The organism is Dinoroseobacter sp. S375, assembly GCF_049800775.1.
Classification (GTDB): Bacteria; Pseudomonadota; Alphaproteobacteria; order Rhodobacterales; family Rhodobacteraceae; genus Dinoroseobacter.
The window spans coordinates 1-26,032 of the sequence record NZ_JBNAFR010000007.1 but is presented as its reverse complement, the minus strand read 5'-3'; the positions used below and the strand labels follow the sequence as shown (position 1 = coordinate 26,032).

Sequence of the window (26,032 nt, the reverse complement as noted above, 5' to 3'; positions counted from 1 at the left end):
TCCTCAGAAATGCACGGCGCGCCCATAAGCGTCGAGCACCGATTCGTGCATCATTTCGCTGAGCGTCGGATGGGGAAAGACCGTCGCCATCAGGTCCGCCTCGGTCGTCTCCAGCTGTCGCCCGACCACGTAGCCCTGGATGAGCTCGGTGACCTCTGCCCCGACCATATGCGCCCCCAGAAGCTCGCCGGTCTTGGCATCGAACACGGTCTTGATCATGCCCTCCGGCTCGCCAAGCGCGATGGCCTTACCGTTGCCGATGAAAGGGAAGCGCCCGACCTTGATGTCATGCCCGGCCTCGCGGGCCTTGGCCTCGGTCAGGCCCACACTGGCGATCTGCGGATGGCAATAGGTGCAGCCGGCGATGCTCTCGGGGCTGACCGGATGGACCTCTGCCTCCCCCGCGATGAGCTCGGCCACCATCACGCCTTCATGGCTGGCCTTATGGGCCAGCCAAGGCGCGCCCGCCAGATCGCCGATGGCATAGACGCCCTCGACCCCGGTCCGGCAATAGGCATCGGTCACCACATGGCTGCGGTCGATCTGCACGCCGAGCGCCTCGAGCCCCAGATCCTCGGTATTGCCGACGATGCCCACGGCAGAGATCACCGTGTCGAACTGGCTCTGGCTGGTCTTGCCGCCCTGCTCGATATGCGCGGTGACGCTGCCCTTGGCCCGGTCGAGCTTGGCGACCTTGGCCTTCTCGAGAATGGTCATGCCCTGGGCCTTGAACTGCTTTTTCGCAAAGGCGCTGATCTCGGCATCCTCGACCGGCAGGATCCGGTCCATCACCTCGACCACGGTCGTCTCGCAGCCGAGCGTGTTGTAAAAGCTCGCAAATTCGATCCCGATCGCGCCGGATCCGATCACCAGCAGCTTCTTGGGCATGCGCGGCGGGGTGAGCGCGTGCTTGTAGGTCCAGACGAGATCGCCATCGGCCTCCAGCCCCGGCAACTCGCGCGCCCGCGCTCCGGTCGCCAGCACGATATTCGGGGCGTTGAGGATGCGCGAGCCGCCCTCACCCGTCACCTCGACCCGGCCCTTCCCGGCCAGCTTGGCCGCGCCCATCACCACGGTGATCTTGTTCTTCTTCATCAGGTGGCTGACACCGGAATTGAGCTGTTTCGCGATGCCCCGGCTCCGCTTGACCACGGCGGCGAGGTCGTAGCCGATCCCGTCTGCCTTGAGCCCGAACTCCTTGGCCCGGTGCATCAGGTGAAAGACCTCGGAGGAGCGCAGCATGGCCTTGGTCGGGATGCAGCCCCAGTTGAGGCAGATCCCGCCCATATGCTCCCGCTCGACAATCGCCGTGCGCAGGCCAAGCTGGGCCGCGCGGATCGCGGCCACATAGCCGCCCGGTCCGGCGCCGATCACCACTAGGTCGAATGCATCATCTGCCATGTTATCCCCCAAGCGCCTTGCCGCTGTTCTGCGACGGCGCTGTGTTAGTCATTATGTCTTGGCTGTTACTGGGCCGCCGCCGCATCCTCGGCCTCGATCGCGCGCACGGTGCTGCCATAGCCGCCCTCGTCGAGATACTTGGCCTCGCGCCGCGTGGTTTCACGCCCGAGCGCCTCGTTGCGATAGGGAAAGCGGCCAAACTGGCGGATCACCCGGCGATGGGCCCGCGCATGAAGCAGGTTGGACGCGCCGCATTCGGGCATCCGCTCTGAAATCAGCCGCACGCTCCGCTCCTGATCCGGCAGGCTTTCCGCGTGCATCATCGGCAGATAGAAGAATTGCCGCTCGGGCTCCGGAATGCGCAGATCCCAGGAGCGCTCCACCGCCTTCTTGGCGGCCATGACCGCGATCTGGTCTGTCGCAAAGGCCCGCGCGTCGTTGCGAAACATGTTGCGCGGAAACTGGTCCGTCAGAAACAGGTAGGCCAGCGTGCCACGCGGGGTGACGCACCAATCCGTCAGACCGCCCGCGAGGGCCGCTTCCCAGGTCGTTTGGAACTTCGTTGCGATCTGCGCGTCCAGTTCCGGGTCGACCTTGTACCACCCGGCCTCGCCCACGGTTGTCAGCCAGAAATCCAATACCGCCTTCGGTGTCTGCATCGATCCCTCCCCCGACCGGACTGCGCCCCCTATTAGTGGGGGGAAACTCCAACGGATTCAATCCACATGCGCGGATCGGGGGTGAGTTTGCGCCCTAGGAGGCCGCGGCAGCCGCCTCCTCGGCGGCCTCCTCCGCTGCCTCTTCGGCCGCTTCGGCAGCGGCCTCCTGGAAGACCGCCACCGAAACCGGGGATGCCGCCGGGACCGCTGCCAGGTAGACACCGGAATCCTCGACCGAGCCCGCCGGGCGCCGCGTCATCCGCCAGCCCGCATAGACCGCGAGCGCCGCCATGAGGCCGAAGATGAACAGGAAGAAGCCCTCGGGCCCCACCTGCCCCATGAGCCAGCCGGTAAAGAGCGGCCCGGCCACGGCCCCGAGCCCGTTGGCAAAGACCAGCCGCCCGGCCGCCGCGGGCATGTCCGCCGCGTCGAGATAATCGTTCGTGTAAGCGATGAGCAGCGCATAGAGCGGGTTCGCCGTGCCTCCGATCACAAAACTCGCCGCCAGCAGCCCGTAATAGCCGCCGATCCCCAGCACCGCGAGCACGGCCCCCCCGGCCCCGAAGCCCGAGACCAGCAGGATCAGCAGACGCCGATCCGCCCGGTCCGAGATCCAGCCGATCGGGAATTGCAGGATCATCCCGCCGAGATAGACCGCCGCCACGAAGGTCGAGATCTGCCCGATGCTCAACCCGGCTTCGGTGCCATAGACCGAGGCCATGCCGAACAACGCCGAATAGATCCCGCCCATCATCACCATGCCCACCAGCCCCAGCGGCGAGGCCCGGAAGACCTCGACGAAGCTCATGGGCTTGGCGGTCTCGAAGGCCGGCGCCGGCGTCACCGTCAGCAGGATCGGCGCGAAGGAGATCGAGACGAGGATCGAGGGCAGGATGAAGAGCAGGAAGCCCGAGGGATCGCCGATGCTCACGAACCATTGGGCCGCCACGATCCCCGCGGTCAGGATGACCCCGTAGATCGCCATGGCACTGCCCCGGTTCTCGTTGCTCGAGGCGTTGTTCAGCCAGCTCTCGGCGGTCACGTAGACGCCGGCGAAGCAGAACCCGACGAGCACCCGCAGCGCGGTCCAGATCCAGGGGTCGGTGAAGACCGGAAACAGGATCAGTGCCGCCGAGATGAACGATCCAAGCGCCGCGAAGACCCGCACATGGCCCACGCGCCGGATCATCGCCGGGGTCATGTAGGACCCGCCCAGAAACCCGGCGAAATAGCCGGTCATGACCACGGACATCTGCAGGGCGGAAAAACCCTCCAGCGCGCCGCGCAGACCAAGCACGGTCGCAATGATCCCGTTGCCCCCCATCAGGAGGAAGATCCCGAACAAGAGCGCCCATGAAGAGCGGAAAACCTGTATCATAACTGAGCCTTAGAGCGTGTTTCTCATCACGTAGCGAATATCCCGAAACGACGCATGTCCGTCACCGACTTGGCCATGTCGCAGCCAGTCCTCGGCAAGAACCAGCGCGCAAAAAGACGGCCCAATCCAAGCGGATATCGGGGATCGAGGCAGACAGGGAAAGGGGAAAAGTGGCGCGGTTGACGGGGCTCGAACCCGCGACCCCCGGCGTGACAGGCCGGTACTCTAACCAACTGAGCTACAACCGCGCGTAGCGGCGGATCTAGGGGGTTTGGCGCGGGGCGTCAATGGCAAAAAACACCGATCTGCCCCCGTCTTTCCCCGGTCTGCCCCCTGTCGGCATGTCGTCGGACATCTGTCGGGCAAGTGTCGGGCACCTGCGCACGGTCCGTTAAGCTTTGGCGCGCTTTGCACAGCCAGAAGACCCTTGGCATCCACGCGGTTTTACGAGCACACTGCCCCCAAGCCTCTCCAAGGAACCGCAGTCCATGAGCGTAACAGACGCCGCCGCCCGCGCCTTCGCTGCAGCCGAAGCGGAGATCGAACGCGTCATCGCAGCCAAGTTGACGGAGTTCAATTTTAACAGAAAACCCTTCCGAGCTTTGCGAGACATCCCTGCTCAGATCTCCGAGGTGGTTGGCCTGCATTACGTGAATCTTAGTAACACGCAGGTCGTAGACATCGCACCCCTCGCCGCAGTTTCCGGACTGCGGACTCTAGATCTCAGTGCCTCGCAGGTCACGAATCTTGCCCCCCTTGCCGAGATCACCGGGCTTCAGAGCCTCTCCCTCAAAAACACGCAGGTCGCCGACATAGAGCCCCTCGCAGGTATCTCAGAGCTACGGGTCCTGCAGCTTGGCAACACGCGGGTCGCGGACACAAATCCGCTCGCCGGAATCGCCGGGCTTCAGAGCCTTTCCCTCAACACCACGCAGGTCGCCGACATCGCGCCCCTCGCAGGGACCAACGGGCTTCAGAACCTCTCCCTAAACAACACGCAGGTCACGGATATTGCGCCCCTTGCCGGGATGACTAGACTGCAAATCCTCGATCTGAACAATTCTCAGATCGCAGACCTGCGCAGTCTTGCAAAATTGCAGCCCTCGGCTAGCAGACGGAAACCATCGCCGATTTTAGACCTGCGTTTTATGAACACGCCCGCGACAGAGATGGACCCGGAGCTGCGACGTCTTGCGGCCGTGGAAAATGTGCGGGAACGGACGGCGGAGACCTTGGCCTATCTCCGCAGCTTGCCGCCACTGCCGGAGCCGTTGCCATGGCGGGCGACGGAGAAAGCCGCTCCGTCACCGCTGCCCGATCCGCCGGATGTGCCGGGCGTTCCCGAGGTCCGGGTCAGTCCGGAGGGTATCGATGTCGCGCCGGGCACGGCGACCGAAGCGGATCTGTCGGATCCGATCAAGGCGCAGCTTTATGCGCAGTTGGGCGGCTTTGCGGAGGCGTTGTTACAAAAGGGCAACCGGTATCCAGAACTCTCGCACCCGGCGCGGGCATTGCGGGAATTGACCTCTGGTCCTTTCGAGACGGCGAATATTCTCGGCATCCACCTGCAACTCTCCGCGCTGGAGGATATTCGCGCAGAAGATGCCAACCGCCCCAAGGCGGAGCAGATGGATCCCGATTGCCGCTTGGCCATCGGACAGGTGCTGCGCCATGGGCCGGGGATCACCATGGGGCATCCGACAGTCGTTTTGATGGAGGCCCGCAATGCCGAGTTTGCCGGCAAGCCTGTGCCGGAGGTGGAGGCGGAAAGTGAACGCCGTTTGGCCCGGACGGTTGCCGATGCGCAGGTTCCAGCGACGGAAGCTGCGAAACAGGTAGCTCAGGCTCTAGCGACCTCGCAGACAAAAGGGCGGCTGTCGCAGGCGCGGACAGTGTTTGTAACGGGATTGGTTTTGGGCGCCGGAGCTCTGGTGCAGGGAGGCCTGAACCAAGCGGGCGCGGACGGGTATCAATGGGCGGCCGATTGGATCAGCGCGAACAGGGATGCGATCTGGACCGCGGCGCAAGGCTGGGGCAGTGCATTCACGTCCTGGGTTCGGGATCTTCTGACGACGGTGTTGGGGCCCAAAGGGCCGGGCGGGACGTTGCTCTAGCGAGGGCAGGCAGGGCATAGCGGTCGCGCCGCTTTGTCCGGTCATGGGTCGGAGGGGGAAAGTGGCGCGGTTGACGGGGCTCGAACCCGCGACCCCCGGCGTGACAGGCCGGTACTCTAACCATCTGAGCTACAACCGCGCGTGGCGCTGTGTTTAGGCAGGCGCGTCGGGGACGTCAAGCGGATCTCGGGCGGATAATTGCAGATCACGCATTTTCCTGCGCCGGGCCTTGCCATGCCGCCTGCGCGGATCCGGCAGGCAGGGCCGTGGGCCCTGCCCTTCGGGCTTCGCGGCGGGGTTGGCAGCGCCTCGCTGGCCAGCAGGGCTCCGGGGCATGGGCCCGAGGCGGTCTGATGGCCCGCCCGCGGGACAGGCGCCCCTCCCCGAGGGGCGCCACCGCTCAGCCGGGTGTGCCGAAGCCGCCACCGCCCGGGGTGCACATGGTGAAGAGGTCGCCGGGCAGCAGCACGGCCTGATCATTGCCCGCCAGGGGCTCGCGGGTGCCATCGCCGCGCAGGACCGCGTTGCGCCCCACCTGCCCCGGTGCGCCGCCCCCGGCCCCGTGGGGCGGCGTCTCGCGATGGGAGGAGAGGACGGTGACCGTCGCCTCCTCGAGAAACCGCAGCTGACGGCAGATCCCGTCCCCGCCCCGATGGGCTCCTGCCCCGCCGGAGCCGCGGCGGATCGAGAACTCCTCCAGCCGGACCGGGAAGCGGGTTTCGAGCACCTCCGGATCCGTCATCCGCGTGTTGGTCATGTGGCTGTGCACCGCACTCGTGCCGTCAAAGCCCGCCCCGGCGCCGGTGCCGCCGCAGATCGTCTCGTAATTCTGGAAGCGCGCATTGCCGTAGACGAAATTGTTCATCGTCCCCTGACTGCCTGCCACCACGCCCAGCGCGCCGTAGAGCGCGTCGGCAATGGCCTGGCTGACCTCGGTATTGCCGGAGATCACGGCCGCGGGGGCGCGCGGATTGATCATGGAGCCTTCGGGCACGATGAGCTTCAGCGGCTTGAGGCAGCCCTCGTTCATCGGGATGTCGCTGCCGACAAGGGTTCGGAAGACATAGAGCACCACGGCCGCGCAGATCGCACGCGGGGCGTTGTAGTTGAGGGGCGATTGCCCGGAGGTGCCGGTGAAGTCGATCACCGCCGTGCGCGCCGCCCGGTCCACCGAGATCGCCACCTCGATCCGCGCCCCGCCATCCAGCGGATAGGAGAAGCGGCAGTCATGGAGCACGTCGAGCACCCGGCGCACGCTTTCCTCGGCGTTGTCCTGCACATGGCCCATATAGGCCTGCACGGTCTTCAGCCCGAACTGCGCGGTGATCTTGCGCAGCTCGGTCGCGCCGGTCTCGTTCGCGGCGATTTGCGCGGCGAGGTCGGCCATGTTCTGATCCACGTTGCGGCAGGGATAGGGGCCCGAGGCCAGCAGGGCACGCACGGCGTCTTCCTGCAGCACGCCCTGATCCACGAGGCGGACATTGTCGATCAGCACGCCCTCTTCAGAGATATGGCGGCTGTCGGGCGGGGCGGAGCCCGGGGTCATGCCGCCGATATCCGCGTGATGCCCACGCGAGGCGACCGTATAGAGGATCTCGGCCCCGTCCGCGTCAAAGACCGGGGTGATCACGGTCACGTCCGGCAGATGCGTCCCGCCATTATAGGGGTTGTTCATCATGAACACGTCCCCGGGCCGGATCCGCCCTGCATTCTGGCGCAGGATCGTGCGGACGCTTTCGGACATGGAGCCGAGATGCACGGGCACATGGGGGGCATTGGCCACGAGATCGCCGTTCTGATCGAAGATCGCGCAGGAGAAATCGAACCGCTCCTTGATGTTCACGGAATAGGCGGTGTTGGCGAGGGTCGCGCCCATCTGCTCGGCGATGGACATGAAAAGGTTGTTGAAGACCTCGAGCATCACGGGATCGACGGAGGTGCCGATCGCCTCGGCCCGCGCGAGCGGCACCTCGCGGGTCAGCACCAGATTGCCCCCGGCAAGACAGGTCGCGGTCCAGCCGGGCTCGACCATGTTGGTGCCCGTGGGCTCGGTGAGGATCGCGGGACCGGTCACGCTTTGCCCGGCCTGCAGGCGCGTACGGTCCACCAGCGGCACCGGCCGCTGCGCCCCGTCCGTATAGAGCCGCACTTGCGTCTCGTTCAGGGGCATGGGGGCGGCTTCGGGCAGGGTCACCTCCTCACCGGTCTTGCCCACGGCCTCGGCCACCAGCATCTCGATGATCAGGGCCGAGACGTCCGGGGCAAAGCCGAACCGCTGCTGGTGGGCCGCAACAAAGCCCGCGCGCATCTCCTCCGGCGTGCCGAAGGGCACGGAGAGGCTCTGCTGCGCGTCGGCGGGGCGGATATGGGCCGTGGCGATCACCTCGATCTCGGCCTCGGAGACGCCCTGCGCCGCAACCTCGGCCTGCGCAGCCCGGGCCAGCGCGTCAAGCCGGGTCACCGCCTCGGGATCGCCCAGCGCGCCCTGAAACTGATGCTCGCGAATGGCGGAGATATCCGCCAGCCCCATCCCGAAGGCCGAAAGCACCCCGGCGTAGGGGTGAATGAAGATCCGCTCCATCCCCAGCGCGTCGGCCACGAGGCAGGCATGCTGCCCCCCGGCCCCGCCAAAGCAGTTCATCGTATAGGTGGTGACGTCATAGCCGCGCTGCACGCTGATCTTCTTGATCGCATTGGCCATGTTTTCGACCGCGATGCGCAGGAAGCCTTCGGCAAGCTCCTCGATGCTCTTGTCGCTGCCGATCTCGGCGGCGAGAGCCGCAAATTTCTCGCGGACCACCTCCCGGTCGAGGGGTTGATCGCCATTCGGGCCAAAGACCGGGGGGAAATGATCGGGCTGCAGCTTGCCGAGCAGCACGTTGCAATCGGTCACGGTAAGCGGCCCGCCTCGGCGATAGGCGGCGGGTCCGGGATTGGCGCCCGCGCTTTCCGGGCCGACCTGCATCCTTCCATCCCGGTAGCTGAGGATGGACCCACCCCCGGCGGCGACCGTATGGATCGACATCATCGGCGCGCGCATCCGCACGCCCGCGACCTCGGTCTCGAACGAGCGTTCATAGGCCCCCGCATAATGGCAGACATCCGTGGAGGTCCCGCCCATGTCGAACCCGATCAGCTTGTCATAGCCGCAGGCCGCCGCCGTGCGCACCATGCCCACCACGCCCCCGGCAGGCCCGGACAGGATCGCGTCGCGCCCCTGAAAGAGCGCCGCATCGGTCAGACCTCCATTGGACTGCATGAACATCAGCTTGGCCGCCCCGCCCTGCCCCGCGCCCAGCGCGCCGGCGACCTGATCCACATAGCGGCGCAGGATCGGCGAGAGATAGGCATCGACCACCGCCGTATCGCCACGCCCGACAAGTTTGATCAGGGGGCTGACCTCATGGCTGAGGGAGACCTGCGGGAAGCCGATCTCGCGGGCGATCTCGCCGATGGCGCGCTCATGGTCCGGATGGCGATAGCTGTGCATCAGCGCCACCGCGACGGAGCGGTAGCCTTCGGCATGGGCCTGGGCCAGCGCGGCGCGGGTGGCGTCCGTATCCAGCGGGGTAATCACCTCCCCCTCGGCGCCAATGCGCTCGTCGACCTCGATCACGTCATCATAGAGCAGCTCGGGCAGCGTGATCTGCAGATCAAAGAGCCGGGGCCGGTTCTGATACCCGATCCGCAAGAGGTCGCGCAGCCCCTTGGTGATCAGCAGCAGCGTGCGCTCGCCCTTGCGCTCCAACAGGGCGTTGGTGGCCACGGTCGTGCCCATCTTCACCGCCTGAATGGCGCCCTCGGGGATCGGGGCGTCCCCCTCCAGCCCCATCAGCTCGCGCACCCCTTGGACGGCGGCATCCGCGTAGCGCTCCGGGTTCTCGGAGAGCAGCTTATGCGTGCGCAGTGTCCCATCCGGGCGGCGCGCCACGATGTCGGTGAAGGTTCCCCCCCGGTCCACCCAAAACTGCCACATGGCAAAGCTCCTTTATGTGCCGGCAGCGCCGGCAGTCATTCCGTGTTGACGTGTGAAAAGGGTTGCCGCGCGTCAGTAGACGAGTGACGGCAACCACAGGGCCAGTTGCGGGAAGAGCAGCAAGAGGGCCAGCATGACGAACATGGTCACCACGAAGGGCAGCGCCCCCCGGATCACATCGATCATCGGCCCGGCCTTGCGGATGCCCTGCACCACATAGAGGTTGATCCCGATGGGTGGCGTGATCAGCGCGGTCTCCAGCAGCACCATGAGCAGGATCCCGAACCAGACCGGGTCAAAGCCCAGCGCCACCACGATGGGCGTGATCAGCGGCGCCATGGTCAGCAGCATGGACAGTGTTTCCATGAAGCAGCCGATCAGGATCAGCACCGCGACGATCATCAGCATGGTCTGCATGGGCGTCCAGCCGAGGCCGGTGACGAAATCCGTCAGCGCCTGTGTCAGCCCGATGATCGACAGCACGAAGTTGAGAAACACCGCCGCGATGATGATCAGCATGATCATGGCCGTGGTCCGCATGGTCCCCTCGATGGCCTGGCGCATCATGTCGATGCTGAGCTTGCGGTTGAAGGCCGCGAGCACCATGGCCGCCACCACGCCCAGCGCCGCCGCCTCGGTCGGGGTGGCGAGCCCGGCATAGATCGAGCCGACCACCACCATGAAGATGCCCAGCGGCGGGATCAGTGCCGGGAGCGCCCGGAGCCGCTCGGCCCATGTATGGCGCAGGGTTTCGCCGCCCCATTCGGGCTTGATCATGCAGGCCACCACAACGGTCGCCATGAACAAGAGCGCCAGCAGGAAGCCCGGCAGGAACCCGGCAAGGTAGAGCTCGGGCACCGAGGTGTTGGTCAAGAGGCCATAGAGGATCAGGTTGATCGAGGGCGGGATCAGGATGCCCAGTGTGCCTCCGGCGGCGACGGTGCCGAGAAACAGGCTCTCGTTATAGCCGCGCTTCTTGATCTGCGGGACGGCGACCGTGCCGATCGTGGCCGCCGTGGCCACCGAGGAGCCGGAGGTCGCGGCAAAGAGTGCGGAGCTGCCGATATTGGAGTGCATCAGCCCCCCGGGCAGCCAGCCCAACCATTTGACGATGCCGTCATACATCCGTTCGGTGATGCCGGCGCGGAGCAGGATCTCCCCCATCATCACGAACATTGGGATCGCCACGAGCAGGAAGTCGGTCGAGGTCTGCCAGGCCATATCCGAGATCGCCCGGTGGAGCGGCATGGGACTGTCGGTCCATTGCAGGATCAGGCCGAGCCAGCCCAGAGAGGCCGCAATGGGGACGGCCAACCCGATGAGGGCCAGCAGGATAAGAAGCGTTTTGAGGAGCATGGATCAGACCGTTTCGTCTTCGATTTGTTCGTCGAGGGATTTCACGCCGATCAGTTCCTGCACCCCGGCCTCGTCGCCCATGATGTGCTGCCGGATGGCGACGATGGCGATCAGCAGGCCGGAGAAGACAAAGAACATCCAGCCGAGCATCCAGGGGATCTGCGGGATCGCGAGTGGTACGCGCATGGGCGTGATCGAGCGGGAGCCGTTCTCGAGCGTGTCGCCCACCATGCTCCAGACCATCACCACCACCACGAGCGCGAAGCCCGTCAGCAGGAGAAGCCCCAGCAGGTTGATCAGCGGATGCAGCACCTTGGGGATCACTCCCAGCAGGGCATCGACGCGGATATGGGCGCGCTCGAACAGGGCAAAGGACAGGGCGAGGGCCGTGGCGACGCCGAAGGCATAGCCCGAGATCTCGTCCGCGCCGCCCAGCGAGACATTGAAGATCTTGCGCAGGAAGACCTCCAGCGTGACCAGAAAGGCCGAGAGCACGATCAGCGTCCCGCCGATCCAGGTCAGCACGAGGCTGAGCCTGCGTGTGCCATTGAGGAGCGTATCAAGCATGGGGGGTCTCCTTCGGATCCGTCCCGGGGCGGTGCGACCCGCCCCGGGTGATGGGCTTACTTGGCCGCGGCGGTCAGGCCGAGGATCGGACCCACGGTCTCGTTCCAGTTGGCGGCACAGTCTTCGCCGCAGCGCTCGGCCCAGCGGGCCAGAACCACTTCCGTGGCGATCGTGTCGCGCAGGGCAAGATCCTCGGCCGAGGGCTCGACCAGGGTCATGGAACCCGGCTCGCCCACCTCGCAGGCCCCGCCGGTGATGCAGGAGATGGCCACGTCATCCTCGGTGGCGGTCTCGGCCCACATGGCCTCGGTCAGGGTGGCGATCTCGGTCTGCAGCAGGGACTGCTGATCCGCCGAGAGGCTGTTCCACTTGTCCATGTTCATCGCCCCGAAGGCGAGGCCCCAGCCCACACGCAGGGTATAGGCGTGGGTCGCGACCTGGTTCCACTTGGCCGTATAGGCGGACATGGTGCCGGTGATCGCGCAATCCACGACGCCCTTTTCCAGCGCCGGGATCACCTCGGAGAAGGCCACGGTCACGGAGGTCCCGCCGACACCCTCGACGAAATCGCCCAGCGTGGTGGAATAGACGCGGATCTTCTTGCCATCGAGATCGGCAATGCCGTTCACCTCGCCATTGCACCAGAGCGTCTGGCTCGGGAACGGGTAGAGCATCAGCAGCTTGGCGTTATAGATATCTGCGAAAGCCGCCTCAAGCGTCGGGAAGTAGGCGTCCGACACCTTGCGCTGGGTCTCGATGTCTTGGGTCAACGAGGACAGGTCCGCGCCCTCGAAGATCGCGTTCTCGGCGGCCACATAGCCCGGCAGACCAAAGGCGAAGTCGAAGACGCCGTTCTTGACCAGTCGCATGATCTCGAACCCCTTTAGGCCCAGACCGGATTGCGACTGGATCTTGCCGACGATGTTGCCGCCTGAGGCCTCGTTGAGACGCTGGTTGAAGAAGGGCTCTTCGTGTTTCTGGAAATTCGTCAGGCTGGACCATGTGCCCACGGCGTTCAGCACCACGGGGCTGTCGGCCATGGCGGAGGTCGCCGTCAGGGCGAGCGCGCCCAGCGTTGTTGCAAGTCTTTTCATGGGGTCTGTCTCCTGTTGGATCGGTTTTTTGTTTGGGTCAAAGGGTGAAAATCGGGGTTTCCGCATCATCGGCGATATCGGTGATGAGCATATGCCCGGGCTTGTGGGTGATGCAGATCTCGGGGCGGGCATGCATGATCGCGGCCTGAGGCGTGACCCCGCAGGCCCAGAAGACCGGCGTGGTGCCGGGGGCCTCCGGGGCGGGATCCCCCCAGTCGGGACGTCCCAGATCGGCGATGCCGATCTCGGCCGGATCGCCCATATGCACCGGGCCGCCATGGGCCAGCGGGAAGCGCCGCGAGATCGCCACGACCTCGTCCAGCCGGTCATTCGGGATCCGGCGCATGCTGACCACCATGGGGCCTTGGAACGGGCCCGCCGGGACGGTCGCGATATTGCTGGCATACATGGGCACGGTGGTGTTCTGCGCGATGTGCCACAGATCGAACCCCGCCTCCTGCAGCGCATGCTCGAAGGTGAAGGAACAGCCCAGGGCGAAGGTCACGAAATCGTCGCGCCAGAGCGCCCCCAGATCATGGACCGTCTCGCTCAGCGTGCCCTCGCGATAGACGTAATAGGCGGGCACATCCGTGCGCACATCGATATCCGCCCCCAGCGTGGTGAGCATCGGATTGCCTGTGTCCGACACCCCCACCAGCGGGCAGGGTTTCGGATTGCGCTGGCAGAACCGCATGAAGTCCAGCGCCAGCGCCTCGGGCAGGATCGCGAGGTTCGCCTGCAGCGTCTTGCCCCCCAGCCCCGCCGTATGTCCGCGATAGGCACAGGCCCGGATCTGGGCCCGCATCTGGGCAGTTGTCACCGATTTCAGGGGCTCAAAATCTTGGGGCACGGTCGAATCCTTTTGGTTCCGGCTACGATCCGCGCAGGCCTCCATAAAATCAAATCCAAAATTTTTGGCTCAATCCATAGATTTTTCTTATGCCTCTTGGAGCGAGATCTCCCGTGCGATCGTCGCCGCGGATTCGACCAGATGGTTGCGCGGCTCGCTCAGATAGGAGGCAGAAAACTGCAGGGGCGCAGGCACCCAGCCCGGGTCGAACTGCACCAGACGCCCCGCCGCCACCGACCGGTCCGCGAGCGACATGGGCAGTGCCCCGACACAGAGCCCCGCCTCTACCAGACGAAAGCAGGATGACAGCGAAGAGGAGGGAAAGAGCGAGACCTCGGGGCCGAAGCGTTCGAACATCGCGGCACGCAACTCCCTGTAGGGGCGGGTGTTTTTGGCATAGGTGGCGATCGGGATCCGGGACAGGTCCACCGGGGCGGCAGGGTCCGGATCCTCCCCCGGAGCGCGGAACCAGGCCAGTGGCACATCCGGCAGGACCGTGTTGTCCACCGTGTATTCCGAGATCGGGCCGAGCAGGATCGCGAGATCGATCTCGCGCCCCATGAGCTGCTGACGCAGGTTGAGCGAGATATCCACGGAAATCTCGATCTTCAGCCTCGGATAGGTGGCCCGCAGCGCCCCGACGAAATCCGGCAGCCAGCTTTGCGCGATGGTCTCGGAGACACCGAGGCGCAGGAGCTGCTCGACCGCATGGGCATCCACCACGCGTTCTTCGACCAGATTGCTGAGATGCTGGAACTGCTGGGCGTAATGCACCAGCAGGTCGCCGCGCTGGGTCAGGCGCATGCCCTTGGCGTTGCGCTCGAAGAGCGCGGTACCGAGAGTTTCCTCCAGCGCTTTGATGCGCGAGGTGACCGCGGGCTGGGTGAGGTTCAGCGCGTCGGCGGCCTTGCTGACCGTGCGGTACTGGGCGACCGCGAGGAAGGTCTGGAGATGGTCGAGCTTCAGGCGGCGCATGGGCGGATCCGGAGGGTCTGGCGTGAGCGGGGCTGTGGGGTTGGTCTACCTTGTCCGAAAGCCGGGCACAGTTCCAGCCGCGCCTAGGCCTGCCCCGGGGCGGGGCGGACCCGGGCGGTCTTGTTGAGCTCGAAGCCGAAGCCGAGCGGCACGACCAGCGCAAAGAGCCCGGCGGCCAGCCAGAGCGGGGCCTCGGGCGCGCCGGTCTTGTCCAGCAGGAGCCCCGCCACCGGCGGCGTGACCATCATCAGCGCGTAGTAGATCGTAAAGAACACGCCCATGCCGAAGGCGCGGGTCTCGGGGCGCAGGGCCTGTCCGGCCAGCGCCATGATCACCCCCGCCGGGGCCATGCCTACCAGCCCGAAGAGCAGGCTTGCGGCCAGCCCTCCGCCCGGCCCGCCCGCCGGCGCGCCGAGCAGGAGCACGGCGGCGATCGCCGCGACCATGCAACTGGTCAGCACGAGGCTGCGCCGCCCGAACCGGTCCACGAGCTGGCCGCAGGCGGCCCCGGAAAAGATCATCAGCCAGCTGGCGAGGCTGATCACCCCGGCGGCGGCCAGATCGGAATGCCCGTGGTGGCTCAGCATTTGCGGACCAAAAGAGAGGTAGACCACATAGGCCGCGTTGAAGGCGGCCCAGGCCCCTGCCGCGCAGAGGATCAGCCGCCATTCCATCGGCGACAGGCTCGGCGCTGCGCCGCCCTGCGCCGCCGGGAGCCCCGCGGGCGGGCGGTAGAGCCAGAACACCGCGAGCCCGGCCAACAGGGTGTAGCTTGAGGCCGCGAGGAACGGGACGCGCCAGCCCCACTGCGCCGCCAGCCAGGCGTGACCGAGCTGCCCCATGGCAATGCCCAGCGGCCAGGACATCACTAGAATGCTCATGGCCGTGGCGATCTCGCGCCCGTCGAACCAGTCGGCCACCATCTTGGTGAAATAGAGCGTGGTGAAGAGGAACCCGACCCCGCCCAGCACCCGGCCGAGACCGAGGCTCCATGGTCCTGCGGCCAGCGCGCAGAGGCCCCCGCCCAGTGCGAGCACGCCGAGCCCCGCGGCCACCATGATCCGGTCCGTCACAAACCGCCCCCAATAGCCCGCCGGCAGGGCCAGCACGAGGCCCGGCGCCATGAAGAGACCGATCAGAACGCCGATCCCCGCCCAGTCGAAGCCGAAGGCAACCGAGAGATCATCCCCCACCGATGCCATGGTCTGAAATTGCAGGCCGAGCCCGATCCGGGCCAGAAAAAGAAGCGCGAGGATCCGCCAGCGCATCACAGGGATGCGCGCATCCCCGCGCCTCCGCACCCGGTGGCCTGCCGCGTGGCACCGTCGCTCGGCACCGCGCCCAGAAGGGTCGGACCGGGCGTGACGGCGCCCCCGCGCAGGCCGCGCGCCCATTGCCGCTCGCTCTTTCGCACCGTGTGTCCGGTGCTGTCATGTGGGGCGAGGGTCATACTGGGCGCGTCTCCGTGGTGGTGGGGGCTCAGGCTAGGCGACCCGGCGGACCGGAACCATCGGGCAGATGCTGTAAATGCGTGGCACTTTTGCTGTATTTCCCTACTGCATTTGTAGGATAAACTGGCCCAACAGCATTCGTGACATTCACCCGCGCCCGGCGGCGCGCGACACAAGGCAGGACCGCGTGCAGTCTCATCCCCCTCTCAGCCCCCGGGAACGACAGATCGCCGAGGCCTATGCCGGGGGCGCGACCTATCAGCAGATCGCCGAGAGCCTGTGTCTGGCCCCCTCCACGGTCCGGACCCATCTGGCGGCGATCTATCGCAAGCTCGAAGTGTCGTCCAAGCTCGAGCTGATGGCGCGGCTCGACGGGCCTGCGCCCGAGCCCAGAACCCAACCAGAGCTGAGCTCGGCCCTGTCGGAGCTGGCCCTGAGCCTCGAAGAGGCGCTGGCCCGGGAGAAAGCGCTCAGCGAAGTGTTGCGCATCATCTCCGACGCTCAGGGCGATCTGGATCAGGTGGTGCCCCGGATCCTGAATTACGCGCTGGACCTGTGCGATGCGGAGTTCGGGATCCTGTTCGAGTACCATGGCGACCGGCGCTTCGGCGCGCGGTTCTCCAAGGGCATCCCCGAGCCGTTCAAGGCCTGGATGGAGGCGCGCGGGGTCTTTGCCGCCGGGCCCGAGACCGGGCTGGGGCGCATGGTGTATCAGCGCGATGTGGTCAACATCATCGACGTCAAAAGCGAGCCGCTCTACCAGAGCGATGACCCCCTGCGCTTTGCCACGGCTGATCTGGGGGGCGCGCGCAGTTTCGTGGCGATCCCGATGCTGGCGGCGGACCGGCTGGTCGGCGCGTTCACCATCTATCGCCAGACCGTGCGCCCGTTTTCCCAGCACAGCCTGCAACTGGCGCGGATCTTTGCGGATCAGAGCGTGATCGCGCTGGAAAACGCCCGGCTGGTCAGCGCGGCCCGGGCCCGCGACGGGTAATTCCGAGGCCGCCTCCCGGGGGGGTCATGCCGCGCGTTTCAGGCCGGGGGGCCGAACCGCGCCTGCCAATGGGGTACACGCGCCGCATCCCGTGCTGCCACCGCCGCGAGTGCAGCGGGCAAGTCAGCGGCGAAGCTGTCTTCGCGATCCGTCGCCAGCGCGGCCAAACGCCCGGTATACCATGCGGTGATCCCGCCCGGTGGCCGCGTGGCGAAGCGCGGAAAGGCCGGATCCCCGCCCTCGGGGCTCAGCCATTTGATGGGCAGCGCCGGGTCGAGCACCATGGCCCGGGCAAGCCCCACCGCCGCCGCCCCGCCAGCGCGCAGCGCGAGCGCTTCGGTGCGGGTCTTGACCCCGCCGGTCACCACCAGCGGGATCCGCGTGATCGCTTGCGCCTTTGCCGCGAACTCCGCGAAATAGGGGCCGTTCTGCGCCGTGCCGTCGGAGCTTGCGGGCGCGCCGGGCACATAGCTGCCGCCGCTGATATCAATCAGGTCTATGGAGGTTGCCGAGAGCAGCCGGATCGTCTCCAGCGCGTCGGCCTCGGTCACCCCGCCCCTGAGCTGATCCGTGGCGTTGATCCGCAGGCCGAGGGCGAATTGGGGCCCGACGGCCCGGCGCGTGGCCGCGATGATCTCGCCGATCAGGCGGAACCGCGCCGCCACCGAGCCGCCATAGCCGTCCCGGCGGTGATTGAAGAAGGGCGACAGGAATTGGCTCAGCAGAAACCCGTGCCCCGCATGGATCTGCACCCCGCGGAAGCCGAGCGCTTTGGCCCGCGCCGCCGCGGTCGCATAGGCCCCGGGCAGAGCTGCAATCTCATCCTCTGTCAGCGCCGCGACCTCGCGGCCCTTAAGTGTCAATGCTGATGGCCCTTTCGCCCGGGCCAGCGCGCCATGGGCCAGTGCCCCGGCATGGCCGAGCTGCGGCCAGATCTGCGCGCCCTGCGCTGCGCCGACCTGCGCCAGCGCCCGCCAGAGCGTCTCGGCCCCGCCCGGGGTCAGCACGAGATTGCCGGGGCTTTCCGGGGCATGGGGGCCGATCTGCACCTCGCCGATCAGGGACAGGGCCGCACCACCCTCGGCCCAGCGTTCATAGAGCCGGATCTGGTCGGGCGTCGGGTCGCCCGCCCCGTTTCCAAGACTGTCGGACATGGGCGACTTGATCAGACGGTTCTTGAGCCGCCCCCCGCCGGGCAGGTCCAGCGGGGTGGCCAGTTTCTCGGCGGGGGTATGGGACATGGTGGCATCCTTTCATCGCGATATTTCGATATATCGGTGCAAATTTTGAAAATGACGGAGGGGGAAAGCTAGGTGTTGCGCAACTCGCCGTCGAAGGCCGACAGGAAGGCCGCGATGGCCGCCTCGTCCCGGCGGTAGAAGGTCCACTGCCCGTGGCGCTCGGATGTGACGAAACCCGCCTTTCTGAGCGCGGCCATATAGGTCGAGATCGTGGATTGCGACAGCTGCGCCTTGTCCTGAATATAGGCCACGCAGACGCCTTCAAGCTCTGCATGTTCCGGCAGCGCGGGCGGGAAGTTGTCGCGATCCTTGAGCCATTCGAGGATCTTCCGACGGGTCGGGTTGTTCAGGGCGGCAAGGGCGGCATCAATGTCCATATATCGAGATATCTCGATTTACCTCGAACTTGTCAAGGGTCGACCGCCTCGTGAGATGACTTGGCGCGCTACATGCAGATCCGCCACTATCTGGCTGTCTTGATTGTGCTTTTTAATTTTTCAGCGCACCCGGGACAACCGGGTGCGCGGTTTTTGGTCCGGCCTGCGCCTAGCGATCCGGGGCCGGGATGAACTCCTGATCGTCCCCGGGGGGCAGTTGGAAGCGGCCATGCTGCCAGTCGCCAGCGCGCCAGGCCTCCTTGGCCTCATCGATCCGCTCCTGCGAGGAGGCGACGAAATTCCACCAGATGTAGCGCGAACCCTCCAGCGTCTCGCCCCCCAGCAGCATGAGACGGGCGCCCTGCCCGCCTGCGGTCACGGAAATCCGGTCTCCGGGACGAAAGACCATCATCTGGCCTGCTTCATAGGTGTCTCCGGCCACAGTGATGGCCCCTTCGACCACATAGATCCCGCGATCCTCGTGATCATCCGGCAGGGGCAGCTTGGCCCCGGGCTGCAGCACCGCATCGGCATAGAACATCTCAGAGGCGGTCTTCACCGGCGCGCGCTCGCCATAGGCGTGGCCGAGGATCAGGCGGACCTCCTTGCCCTCCCCTTCCATGAAGGGCAGCGCGTCCACCGGGGCGTGCTCGAATTCCGGCGCGCGGTCCTCGTGATCCTTGGGCAGCGCCACCCAGGTCTGGATGCCGAAAAACGGCATGGGCTCGGTCTGGGTCGCGTCGTCGGTGCGTTCGGAATGGGTGATGCCATGGCCCGCGACCATCCAGTTCACCGCTCCTGGCTCGATCCAGGCGTCGGTGCCAAGGCTGTCGCGATGATGCATCCGTCCGCGATAGAGATAGCTGATTGTCGCGAGACCGATATGAGGATGGGGCCGCACGTCGAGCCCCTTGGTCGGCAGGAACTCCGCCGGGCCCATCTGATCGAAGAAGATGAAGGGGCCCACCATCTGCCGTTTGGGCGCCGGCAAGGCGCGACGGACCTCCAGCGCACCGAGATCCCGGGCGCGGGGAATGATCAGGGTTTCGATGGCATCCACCTCGTCTCCGAGGGGGCAATGGGGATCAAGCGCGGGGTTCCAGCTCATGGCGGTCTCCTGTGTTGCGGTTCACGAGGAGCGTAGCGCGTGCGGCTGCGCAATGCAGCCCGCGCAGACAAGCAGATTCTGCGCAAGAATGCACAGAACCGGAGATGGGGATCGAGGGGACGGGGATGGGGATCCGGGCGCTGGCCCTGGCACATGCCGGGTCGCAGCCGCCCGGTCAGAGCTCCTGGCGCAGCTCCTGGCTTTCGCGGCGGTTGCGCTCGGAGAGGCTCGCCGCGCGCAGCTCGGACGCCGCCGAGAGCATGCGCAGGCTGGTGCTGGGCGGCAGGCTGGTCTCGACACTCGCATGGGCGAGCTCTGTCAGGGACGCGGCCAGATCAAAAGACAGCTCGGCCCGTTCGCTTTCGCTCAGCAGGGCGAGCGCATCCAGAGAGGCATCAATATGAAACCGTACAAAGTGACTTGTCGTAGGTGGTTGCATCGGTTGAACTCCTTTCAATGGCACCACAGGACGTTTCTTGAAAGGCGCGGTGGTGCCACAGAGTGCAGGCCGTGGCTGTCACGGGGTTACGTGACAAAAGCGGGCTGGATCAGGCGGAGCGTGAGGGCTGGATCAGGCCCGCCCCGATCCCGTGGATCGCGGCGGTGGTGCGGTCGGCCACTTCGAGCTTGCCGTAGATCCGGCGCACCAGTGTATCGACCGTATGGGGCGAGACGCCGAGGATGTCGGCGATGACCGAATTGCTCTTGCCGCGGGCGATCCAGGTCAGCACCTCCGCCTCGCGCGGGGTCAGCGCGGCGGGCGCGCCATCGGGCACCAATGTGCAGTAGCGCAGATGGGCGACCTGCGCGGCGGCCTGCAACTCGCGAATATCGGCAGCGCTGAGATCCGGGTTGGGCTTGGCGAACCCCACGCCCACATAGCCGTTGCGCATATTCGGCCCGAACACCTGCAGCGCGAGCCCGTCGCCCAGCCCTTCGGCCATCAGTCGCTTGAGAAACTCGGTCTCCGGCTGCTTGAGCGGGGTGAGCTTGCCGATATCGCTCCAGCGGAAGGGCTGGGTGGCATGGGCGGCATAGGCCGGGATCGGGTCCACCTCGTAGAGCTTTTCATCTACATAGGTGCAGACCCATTCATTGGGAAAGCCCCGGGTGAACACCGCCGTATCGGGCTGCTGGGCCGTGCCGAACCCGCGATTGTGGTGATAGCTCACCTTGTCGATGCCAAAAGATTGCGAAAAGGGCAGCACCGCATCCCAGATCCGTTCCGGGATCTCTGCCTCGGCCACGCCCTTCATATAGGTTTCCAGTCGGGTCATGATGCCGGCTTCCCCAAGGGCAATCTGTCATCCCCACGCTAGCCCGGCACAACCAGTGCGGGCAAGGGGGAAGGCGCCTCTCGCGATCGAAAGCGGCAGAAAAGCCGTCACACCCGCGGACGCAACCGCGCAGAATTCATTTGAAAATCAGAGGGATGGTGGGTGATGAGAGACTCGAACTCCCGACATCTTCGGTGTAAACGAAGCGCTCTACCAACTGAGCTAATCACCCATGGGCCGCGTCCTAGCGCAGTTCCCGACCCGATGGCAAGAGGCCGTGTGGACAGCGCCCGATCCTGCTGTCCCCACAAGGGGCCGCGCCCCTTTCGCCACATCCCGGGCGCGCGTCATCGGGGCCGGTTGGCAGCGCGACGCGCAGCCGATAACCAAGCCCCATGACCACGCCCGTCCCCTTGCTTGTCTTCACCGATCTCGACGGCACCCTTCTGGACCATGACAGCTACAGCTATGCTGCGGCGCAGCCCGCGCTGGATGCGCTGGCCGAGATCGGCGCACCGCTGGTGTTGGCCAGTTCCAAGACCGCCGCCGAGATCGCGCCTCTGCGCGCCGCCCTCGGGCGCGAGGACTGTCCGGCCATTGTCGAAAATGGCGCGGGGCTGCTGGCGCCCCATGCGGCCCCTGATCCTGATGCCCGAACCTATGCGCGCCTCAGAGGCGCGCTCGACGCGCTGCCCGCGGATCTGCGCGCACAATTCCGGGGCTTCGGAGATATGACTGACGGCGAGGTTGCGCGGGTCACCGGCCTCCGCATGTCGGAGGCCGCCATGGCACGGCAGCGCGCTTTTTCGGAACCCGGGCTCTGGGACGGGGACGCGGCCAGCGAGGCCGCCTTCGTGGCGGCCCTTGCGGATCAGGGGTTGCAGGCCCGGCGCGGCGGGCGGTTCCTCACCCTGTCCTTTGGCGGCACCAAGGCGGACCGCATGGCCGAGATCATCGCGACCTACCGCCCGGGCCTGACGCTCGCGCTCGGGGATGCGCCGAATGACGTGGAAATGCTGGAGACAGCGGATATCGGCATCGTGGTGGCCAATCCCCATAGCCGCCCCCTGCCCCCCCTGCGCGGAGAGGCGGGCCCCGATGGGCCCATCCGCCGCACGAAAAAACCTGGCCCTTCCGGTTGGAACATGGCGGTGCGCGCCGTAGTCTCTTCCCTGGGCGCGTAAACGACAAAGATAAAAGGGCTAGAGGCGTGGCAGACTTTCACCAGAACGGAAACATCGCAACGCTGCACAATCTGCGCACGCGGTCGGTTGATGAGATCACCTATGAGCTCTCGGTTTACGCCCAGACGCGCAAGATCAGCCTGATCCTGCCCTCGCTCTATTCCGAGCTTGAGGGCCCCGCCCTGCCTCATATCCTCAACGAGCTGGCGGAGGTGCCCTATCTGCACCGGATCATCATCGGGCTCGACCGCGCCGATGAGGCCCAGTACCGGCATGCGCGCGAGTTCTTCAGCCGCCTGCCCCAGGAACATATCGTCATCTGGAATGACAGCCCGCGGATGCTGGAGCTGGGCGCGCGGCTGGAGGCCATGGGCCTTTATCCGCAGGAGGCCGGCAAGGGCAAGAATGTCTGGTCCTGCCTCGGCTACCTCATGGCCTGTCAGGACAGTGCGGTCATGGCGATCCATGATTGCGATATCCTGACTTATGACCGCGATATGCTGGCCCGACTGGTCTATCCGGTGGTGAACCCGAACTTCCCCTATCAGGTGGCCAAAGGCTATTACCCGCGGATCGGCGAGGACAAGATGAACGGGCGGGTCACGCGCCTGCTGGTCTCGCCCCTGCTGATCGCGCTGAAACGGGTGATCGGGGATCGTGATTACCTCGATTACCTGCGCAGCTTCCGCTACCCGCTCTCGGGGGAGTTCGCCATGCGCACGGGCATCCTGCCGGACCTGCGGATCCCGTCGGATTGGGGGCTCGAGATCGGTGTGCTCTCGGAGGCCTGGCGCAACCTCGCGCCCAAGGCGGTCTGTCAGGTCGAGATCTCGGATGCCTATGACCACAAGCATCAGGATCTGAGCGAAGAAGACGCCTCCACCGGGCTCAGCCGCATGTCGACGGATATCTGCAAGTCGATCTTCCGCAAGCTGGCCGCCGATGGCACGGTCTTCACGACCCATGTCTTCCGCACCCTGAAGGCGACCTATTACCGTTCGGCCCTCGACCTGCTGGAGGCCTATTACTCGGACGCCAAGATGAACGGGCTGACCATCGACCGCCACCGGGAGGAGCAGTCGATCGAGCTCTTTGCCGAGAACATCATGCGGGCGGGTCAGGCGTTTCTGGACAACCCTTCGGAGACGCCCTTCATCCCGACCTGGAACCGGGTCCATGCCGCCGACCCCGCCTTCCTGCAGGATTTCCGCAAGGCCGCGGCCGCGGATGTGGCGGAATTCGGCGAGACATGAGCGAGACCGCCGCGGCGGCGCCCAACCCCATGGGCCGGTTCGAGCGGTTCCTGTCGGTCTGGGTCGCGCTGGCCATCGGGGCGGGACTGCTGCTGGGCAGCGTGATGCCCGGTGTCTTCGCCACGCTTGCCGCGCTGGAGGTGGCCTCGGTCAACCTGCCCGTGGCGGTGCTGATCTGGGCCATGGTGTTTCCCATGATGCTGGGCGTGGATTTCAGCGCGCTGGGCGGCGTGGCGACGCGGCCCAAGGGGCTGGTGATCACGCTGGTGGTGAACTGGCTGATCAAGCCCTTCTCCATGGCGGCCCTCGGGGTGCTGTTTTTCAACGTGATCTTCGCGCCCTTCATCCCGCCAGAGGATGCACAGGCCTATCTGGCGGGCGTGATCCTTCTGGGCGCTGCGCCCTGCACGGCGATGGTCTTTGTCTGGTCGACCATGACCCGGGGCGATCCGACCTATACGCTGGTGCAAGTGAGCGTGAATGACGTGGTGCTGGTTTTTGCCTTCGCCCCTATCGTCGCACTTTTGCTGGGGATGACGGATATCGTCGTGCCGTGGGAGACGCTGCTCCTGTCGGTCGCGCTCTATGTGGTGATCCCGCTGGCTGCGGGCGTGTTGGTGCGCAAGCGGATGCTGGATCAAGGCGGAGAACCCGCGCTCGCCGCGTTTCAGGCGCGGATCAAGCCCGCCTCCGTCGCAGGTCTGCTGCTGACCGTGGTGCTGCTCTTCGGGTTTCAGGGGCGCGTCATCCTCGAAACCCCGCTGGTCATCGCCATGATCGCCGCACCGCTTCTGATCCAGAGCTATGGCGTCTTCTTCATCGCCTATTACGCCGCCAAGGCCTGGCGCGTGCCCCACAAGGTCGCCGCCCCCTGCGCCCTGATCGGAACCTCAAACTTCTTCGAATTGGCCGTCGCCGTCGCGATCAGCGTCTTCGGCCTCGGCTCAGGCGCCGCCCTCGCCACAGTGGTCGGCGTGCTGGTGGAAGTGCCAGTGATGCTGTCCCTGGTCGCCTTCGCCAACCACACACGAGACAGGTTTCCGGAGACGTCCTGGGTTCAGGACTTTCAGCCAAAGAGCACCTCTAAAACTCGACTTGTAGCGGGCGGAGCTTGTTTGCAAAGTGCCCAAGCGTCTTCACCGCTTTCTTTTAAATTAAATCTTACCCAGACTTCTTCTGACACGTCGATACTCTGATTGTGAGCAGGCAACTGCGTTCTTGGGTTAATTGGAACACCCAATACACGCACCCCTTCACCAAACCTCACCCCAGCACCCCATGAAACACTCCCTGAGCCTGCACGAGTAACGCTCACTCTCCTCTGTTCCTGCCTTACTTGAGGTTCAAGTGAAGTGTGTTTCTTTGCAGACAAATCTCTAATTCGAGCGTAGATCTCATTTTTCCTAGCTGAAAAAGGCTGCAGTGATCGTAGTTTAGTGTCCGCCTCAGGGCATATATTGTTTAGATCTGCAGCGTTCCATCGGCCCATGCTGGATCGGTAGGATGAGCTACCCCCCGAAATTCGGACACTGACGTAAGCTACGAATTGCTGTCTGCTGATCTTCGACGAAGAGGAGATCAGAGATGTCGAAACGGAAGAACCATTCGCCTGAGTTCAAGGCCAAAGTTGCGCTTGAGGCATTGAAGGGCGAGCGGACGGTTGCTGAGTTGGCAAGCCAGTTTGGCGTTCACCCGACGATGATCCACAGCTGGAAGCGTGCGCTGCTTGAAGGCGCGTCTGGCGTGCTCGAGCGTGGTGGCCGAAAGACGCCGGAAGTGGACGAAGAACAGGTCAAGGACCTGCACGCCAAGATCGGGGAGCTGGCTGTGGCCAATGATTTTCTGTCACGAAAGCTCAAACCGTGGACCGGCAAGTGAGGCGGAAGATGGTTGAACCAGCCAATACCGATCTGTCGATTGGCAAACAGTGCAGGCTGCTGTCGATCTCGCGGTCATCATTCTACTACACGCCCAAGGGCGAGACGGCGATGAACCTGATGCTGATGCGTCAGATCGACGAGCAGTTCCTGGAAACACCGTTCTTCGGTGTCCGGCAGATGACTTGGCACCTGCGCAACGAGGGACATCTGGTCAACGAGAAGCGTATCCGCCGATTGATGCGGCTGATGGGGCTCATGCCGATCTACCAGAAGCCCAACACCAGCAAGGCGGCGAAGGGGCACAAGACGTATCCCTATCTGTTGCGCGGTTTGCGGGTGACCCGGCCCAACCAGGTCTGGGCCGCAGATATCACCTATCTGCCGATGCGGCGTGGGTTCCTGTATCTGGTGGCGGTCATGGACTGGTACACCCGCAAGGTGCTGGCCTGGCGCATATCCAACACGCTGGAAGCAGACTTCTGCGTCGAGGCGCTGAACGAGGCGATCCACCGCTTCGGCCCGCCCGAGATCATGAACACCGACCAGGGCAGCCAGTTCACGTCGTTTGCCTGGACCGACCGGCTGCGGCGATCCGGCGTGCGCATCTCGATGGATGGCAAGGGACGCTTCCTCGACAACATCTTCGTGGAACGGCTCTGGCGAAGCCTCAAATACGAATGCGTCTACCTGCACGCTTGGGAAACCGGATCAGAGGCGACGGCGGGTGTCGGAAAATGGATCGAGTTCTACAACCGCAAGCGCCCCCATTCCGCCCTTGGCGGCCAACCGCCAGCCATGGTCTATTGGCTGAGAAAAGACGAAACCCAACCCGATCAGCAGGAGCAGAGAGTAGCTTAGATCACGCCGGAAACTGTCCAAACATTGGGGAGTAGCTCA

The 26,032-nt window shown here is 65.3% G+C and carries 22 protein-coding genes and 3 tRNA genes; 6 read left to right on the top strand and 19 right to left on the bottom strand.

The window, feature by feature from the left end; genetic code table 11:
• Positions 1-3 precede the first annotated feature (3 nt).
• From lpdA to ACP150_RS15220, 4 genes are all read right to left on the bottom strand, one after another.
• Complete coding sequence (gene lpdA / locus ACP150_RS15235; protein WP_424967520.1) at positions 4-1,401, bottom strand: dihydrolipoyl dehydrogenase; 1,398 nt, start codon at positions 1,399-1,401, stop codon at positions 4-6.
• A gap of 65 nt (positions 1,402-1,466) precedes the next feature.
• Positions 1,467-2,060, bottom strand: a complete 594-nt coding sequence (locus ACP150_RS15230; RefSeq protein ID WP_424967519.1) for a DUF924 family protein — start codon at positions 2,058-2,060, stop codon at positions 1,467-1,469.
• A 94-nt stretch (positions 2,061-2,154) separates the two neighbouring features.
• Complete coding sequence (locus ACP150_RS15225; RefSeq protein WP_424967518.1) at positions 2,155-3,438, bottom strand: MFS transporter; 1,284 nt, start codon at positions 3,436-3,438, stop codon at positions 2,155-2,157.
• Between the two features lie 171 nt (positions 3,439-3,609).
• Positions 3,610-3,686: transfer RNA gene (locus ACP150_RS15220), tRNA-Asp, on the bottom strand.
• Between the two features lie 240 nt (positions 3,687-3,926).
• Between ACP150_RS15220 and ACP150_RS15215 the strand changes: the two genes are divergently transcribed.
• Entirely contained in the window at positions 3,927-5,552 is a 1,626-nt protein-coding gene (locus tag ACP150_RS15215) for a leucine-rich repeat domain-containing protein (protein WP_424967517.1), read from the top strand.
• Between the two features lie 62 nt (positions 5,553-5,614).
• Here the strand turns inward: ACP150_RS15215 and ACP150_RS15210 are convergent.
• The 9 genes from ACP150_RS15210 to ACP150_RS15170 all read right to left on the bottom strand — a co-directional run bounded on the left by ACP150_RS15210 (position 5,615) and on the right by ACP150_RS15170 (position 15,820).
• Positions 5,615-5,691 (bottom strand) — tRNA-Asp (locus ACP150_RS15210).
• A 261-nt stretch (positions 5,692-5,952) separates the two neighbouring features.
• On the bottom strand, positions 5,953-9,528 hold the full coding sequence (locus ACP150_RS15205) for a hydantoinase B/oxoprolinase family protein (protein WP_424967516.1): 3,576 nt from the start codon (positions 9,526-9,528) through the stop codon (positions 5,953-5,955).
• Between the two features lie 72 nt (positions 9,529-9,600).
• Positions 9,601-10,884: a TRAP transporter large permease gene (locus ACP150_RS15200; RefSeq protein WP_424967515.1), complete on the bottom strand. Its 1,284-nt coding sequence runs from the start codon at positions 10,882-10,884 to the stop codon at positions 9,601-9,603.
• A 3-nt stretch (positions 10,885-10,887) separates the two neighbouring features.
• Positions 10,888-11,451, bottom strand: coding sequence for a TRAP transporter small permease subunit (locus tag ACP150_RS15195; RefSeq protein ID WP_424967514.1), 564 nt, complete (start codon positions 11,449-11,451; stop codon positions 10,888-10,890).
• A gap of 56 nt (positions 11,452-11,507) precedes the next feature.
• Positions 11,508-12,545 carry a TRAP transporter substrate-binding protein gene (locus tag ACP150_RS15190; protein ID WP_424967513.1) on the bottom strand — a complete coding sequence of 346 codons (1,038 nt, stop codon included), beginning with the start codon at positions 12,543-12,545 and terminating at the stop codon, positions 11,508-11,510.
• Between the two features lie 37 nt (positions 12,546-12,582).
• A complete protein-coding gene (locus ACP150_RS15185) occupies positions 12,583-13,395 on the bottom strand; it encodes a putative hydro-lyase (RefSeq protein ID WP_424967512.1) in 813 nt (270 codons plus the stop codon).
• An 87-nt stretch (positions 13,396-13,482) separates the two neighbouring features.
• On the bottom strand, positions 13,483-14,370 hold the full coding sequence (locus ACP150_RS15180; RefSeq protein ID WP_424967511.1) for a LysR family transcriptional regulator: 888 nt from the start codon (positions 14,368-14,370) through the stop codon (positions 13,483-13,485).
• An 83-nt stretch (positions 14,371-14,453) separates the two neighbouring features.
• Entirely contained in the window at positions 14,454-15,638 is a 1,185-nt protein-coding gene (locus ACP150_RS15175; RefSeq protein ID WP_424967510.1) for a CynX/NimT family MFS transporter, read from the bottom strand.
• The gene (locus ACP150_RS15170; RefSeq protein WP_424967509.1) at positions 15,638-15,820 is read right to left on the bottom strand and encodes a hypothetical protein; all 183 of its coding nucleotides are present in this window, start codon (positions 15,818-15,820) and stop codon (positions 15,638-15,640) included. The genes ACP150_RS15175 and ACP150_RS15170 overlap by 1 nt, the downstream gene beginning before the upstream one ends.
• Before the next feature lie 188 nt (positions 15,821-16,008).
• On the opposite strand from ACP150_RS15170, the gene ACP150_RS15165 reads away from it, so the two are divergent.
• Positions 16,009-16,815, top strand: a complete 807-nt coding sequence (locus ACP150_RS15165; protein WP_424967508.1) for a LuxR C-terminal-related transcriptional regulator — start codon at positions 16,009-16,011, stop codon at positions 16,813-16,815.
• Positions 16,816-16,853: 38 nt separating this feature from the next.
• Here the strand turns inward: ACP150_RS15165 and ACP150_RS15160 are convergent, their stop codons facing one another.
• From ACP150_RS15160 to ACP150_RS15135, 6 genes are all read right to left on the bottom strand, one after another.
• Positions 16,854-18,056, bottom strand: a complete 1,203-nt coding sequence (locus ACP150_RS15160) for an oxidoreductase (RefSeq protein ID WP_424967507.1) — start codon at positions 18,054-18,056, stop codon at positions 16,854-16,856.
• A gap of 68 nt (positions 18,057-18,124) precedes the next feature.
• Positions 18,125-18,433, bottom strand: coding sequence for an ArsR/SmtB family transcription factor (locus ACP150_RS15155; RefSeq protein WP_424967506.1), 309 nt, complete (start codon positions 18,431-18,433; stop codon positions 18,125-18,127).
• A gap of 169 nt (positions 18,434-18,602) precedes the next feature.
• On the bottom strand, positions 18,603-19,541 hold the full coding sequence (locus ACP150_RS15150) for a pirin family protein (RefSeq protein WP_424967505.1): 939 nt from the start codon (positions 19,539-19,541) through the stop codon (positions 18,603-18,605).
• A gap of 175 nt (positions 19,542-19,716) precedes the next feature.
• Positions 19,717-19,980: a hypothetical protein gene (locus tag ACP150_RS15145; RefSeq protein WP_424967504.1), complete on the bottom strand. Its 264-nt coding sequence runs from the start codon at positions 19,978-19,980 to the stop codon at positions 19,717-19,719.
• Between the two features lie 109 nt (positions 19,981-20,089).
• On the bottom strand, positions 20,090-20,818 hold the full coding sequence (locus ACP150_RS15140; RefSeq protein ID WP_424967503.1) for a helix-turn-helix transcriptional regulator: 729 nt from the start codon (positions 20,816-20,818) through the stop codon (positions 20,090-20,092).
• 156 nt (positions 20,819-20,974) lie between these two features.
• Positions 20,975-21,050, bottom strand: a tRNA-Val gene (locus ACP150_RS15135).
• Positions 21,051-21,213: 163 nt separating this feature from the next.
• Between ACP150_RS15135 and ACP150_RS15130 the strand changes: the two genes are divergently transcribed.
• From ACP150_RS15130 to ACP150_RS15115, 4 genes are all read left to right on the top strand, one after another.
• Positions 21,214-22,002 (top strand): HAD-IIB family hydrolase, encoded by a 789-nt coding sequence (locus ACP150_RS15130; protein WP_424967502.1) that lies wholly within the window; start codon positions 21,214-21,216, stop codon positions 22,000-22,002.
• A 26-nt stretch (positions 22,003-22,028) separates the two neighbouring features.
• Positions 22,029-23,255: a glycosyl transferase gene (locus ACP150_RS15125; RefSeq protein ID WP_424967501.1), complete on the top strand. Its 1,227-nt coding sequence runs from the start codon at positions 22,029-22,031 to the stop codon at positions 23,253-23,255.
• A 29-nt stretch (positions 23,256-23,284) separates the two neighbouring features.
• Complete coding sequence (gene arsB / locus ACP150_RS15120; protein WP_424967729.1) at positions 23,285-24,451, top strand: ACR3 family arsenite efflux transporter; 1,167 nt, start codon at positions 23,285-23,287, stop codon at positions 24,449-24,451.
• Between the two features lie 388 nt (positions 24,452-24,839).
• Positions 24,840-25,993 (top strand): IS3 family transposase gene (locus ACP150_RS15115; protein ID WP_424964469.1). Its coding sequence is split into 2 segments (ribosomal slippage): positions 24,840-25,101 and positions 25,101-25,993, totalling 1,155 coding nucleotides; the frame shifts between segments, so codons are not numbered across the junction.
• Positions 25,994-26,032 lie beyond the last annotated feature (39 nt).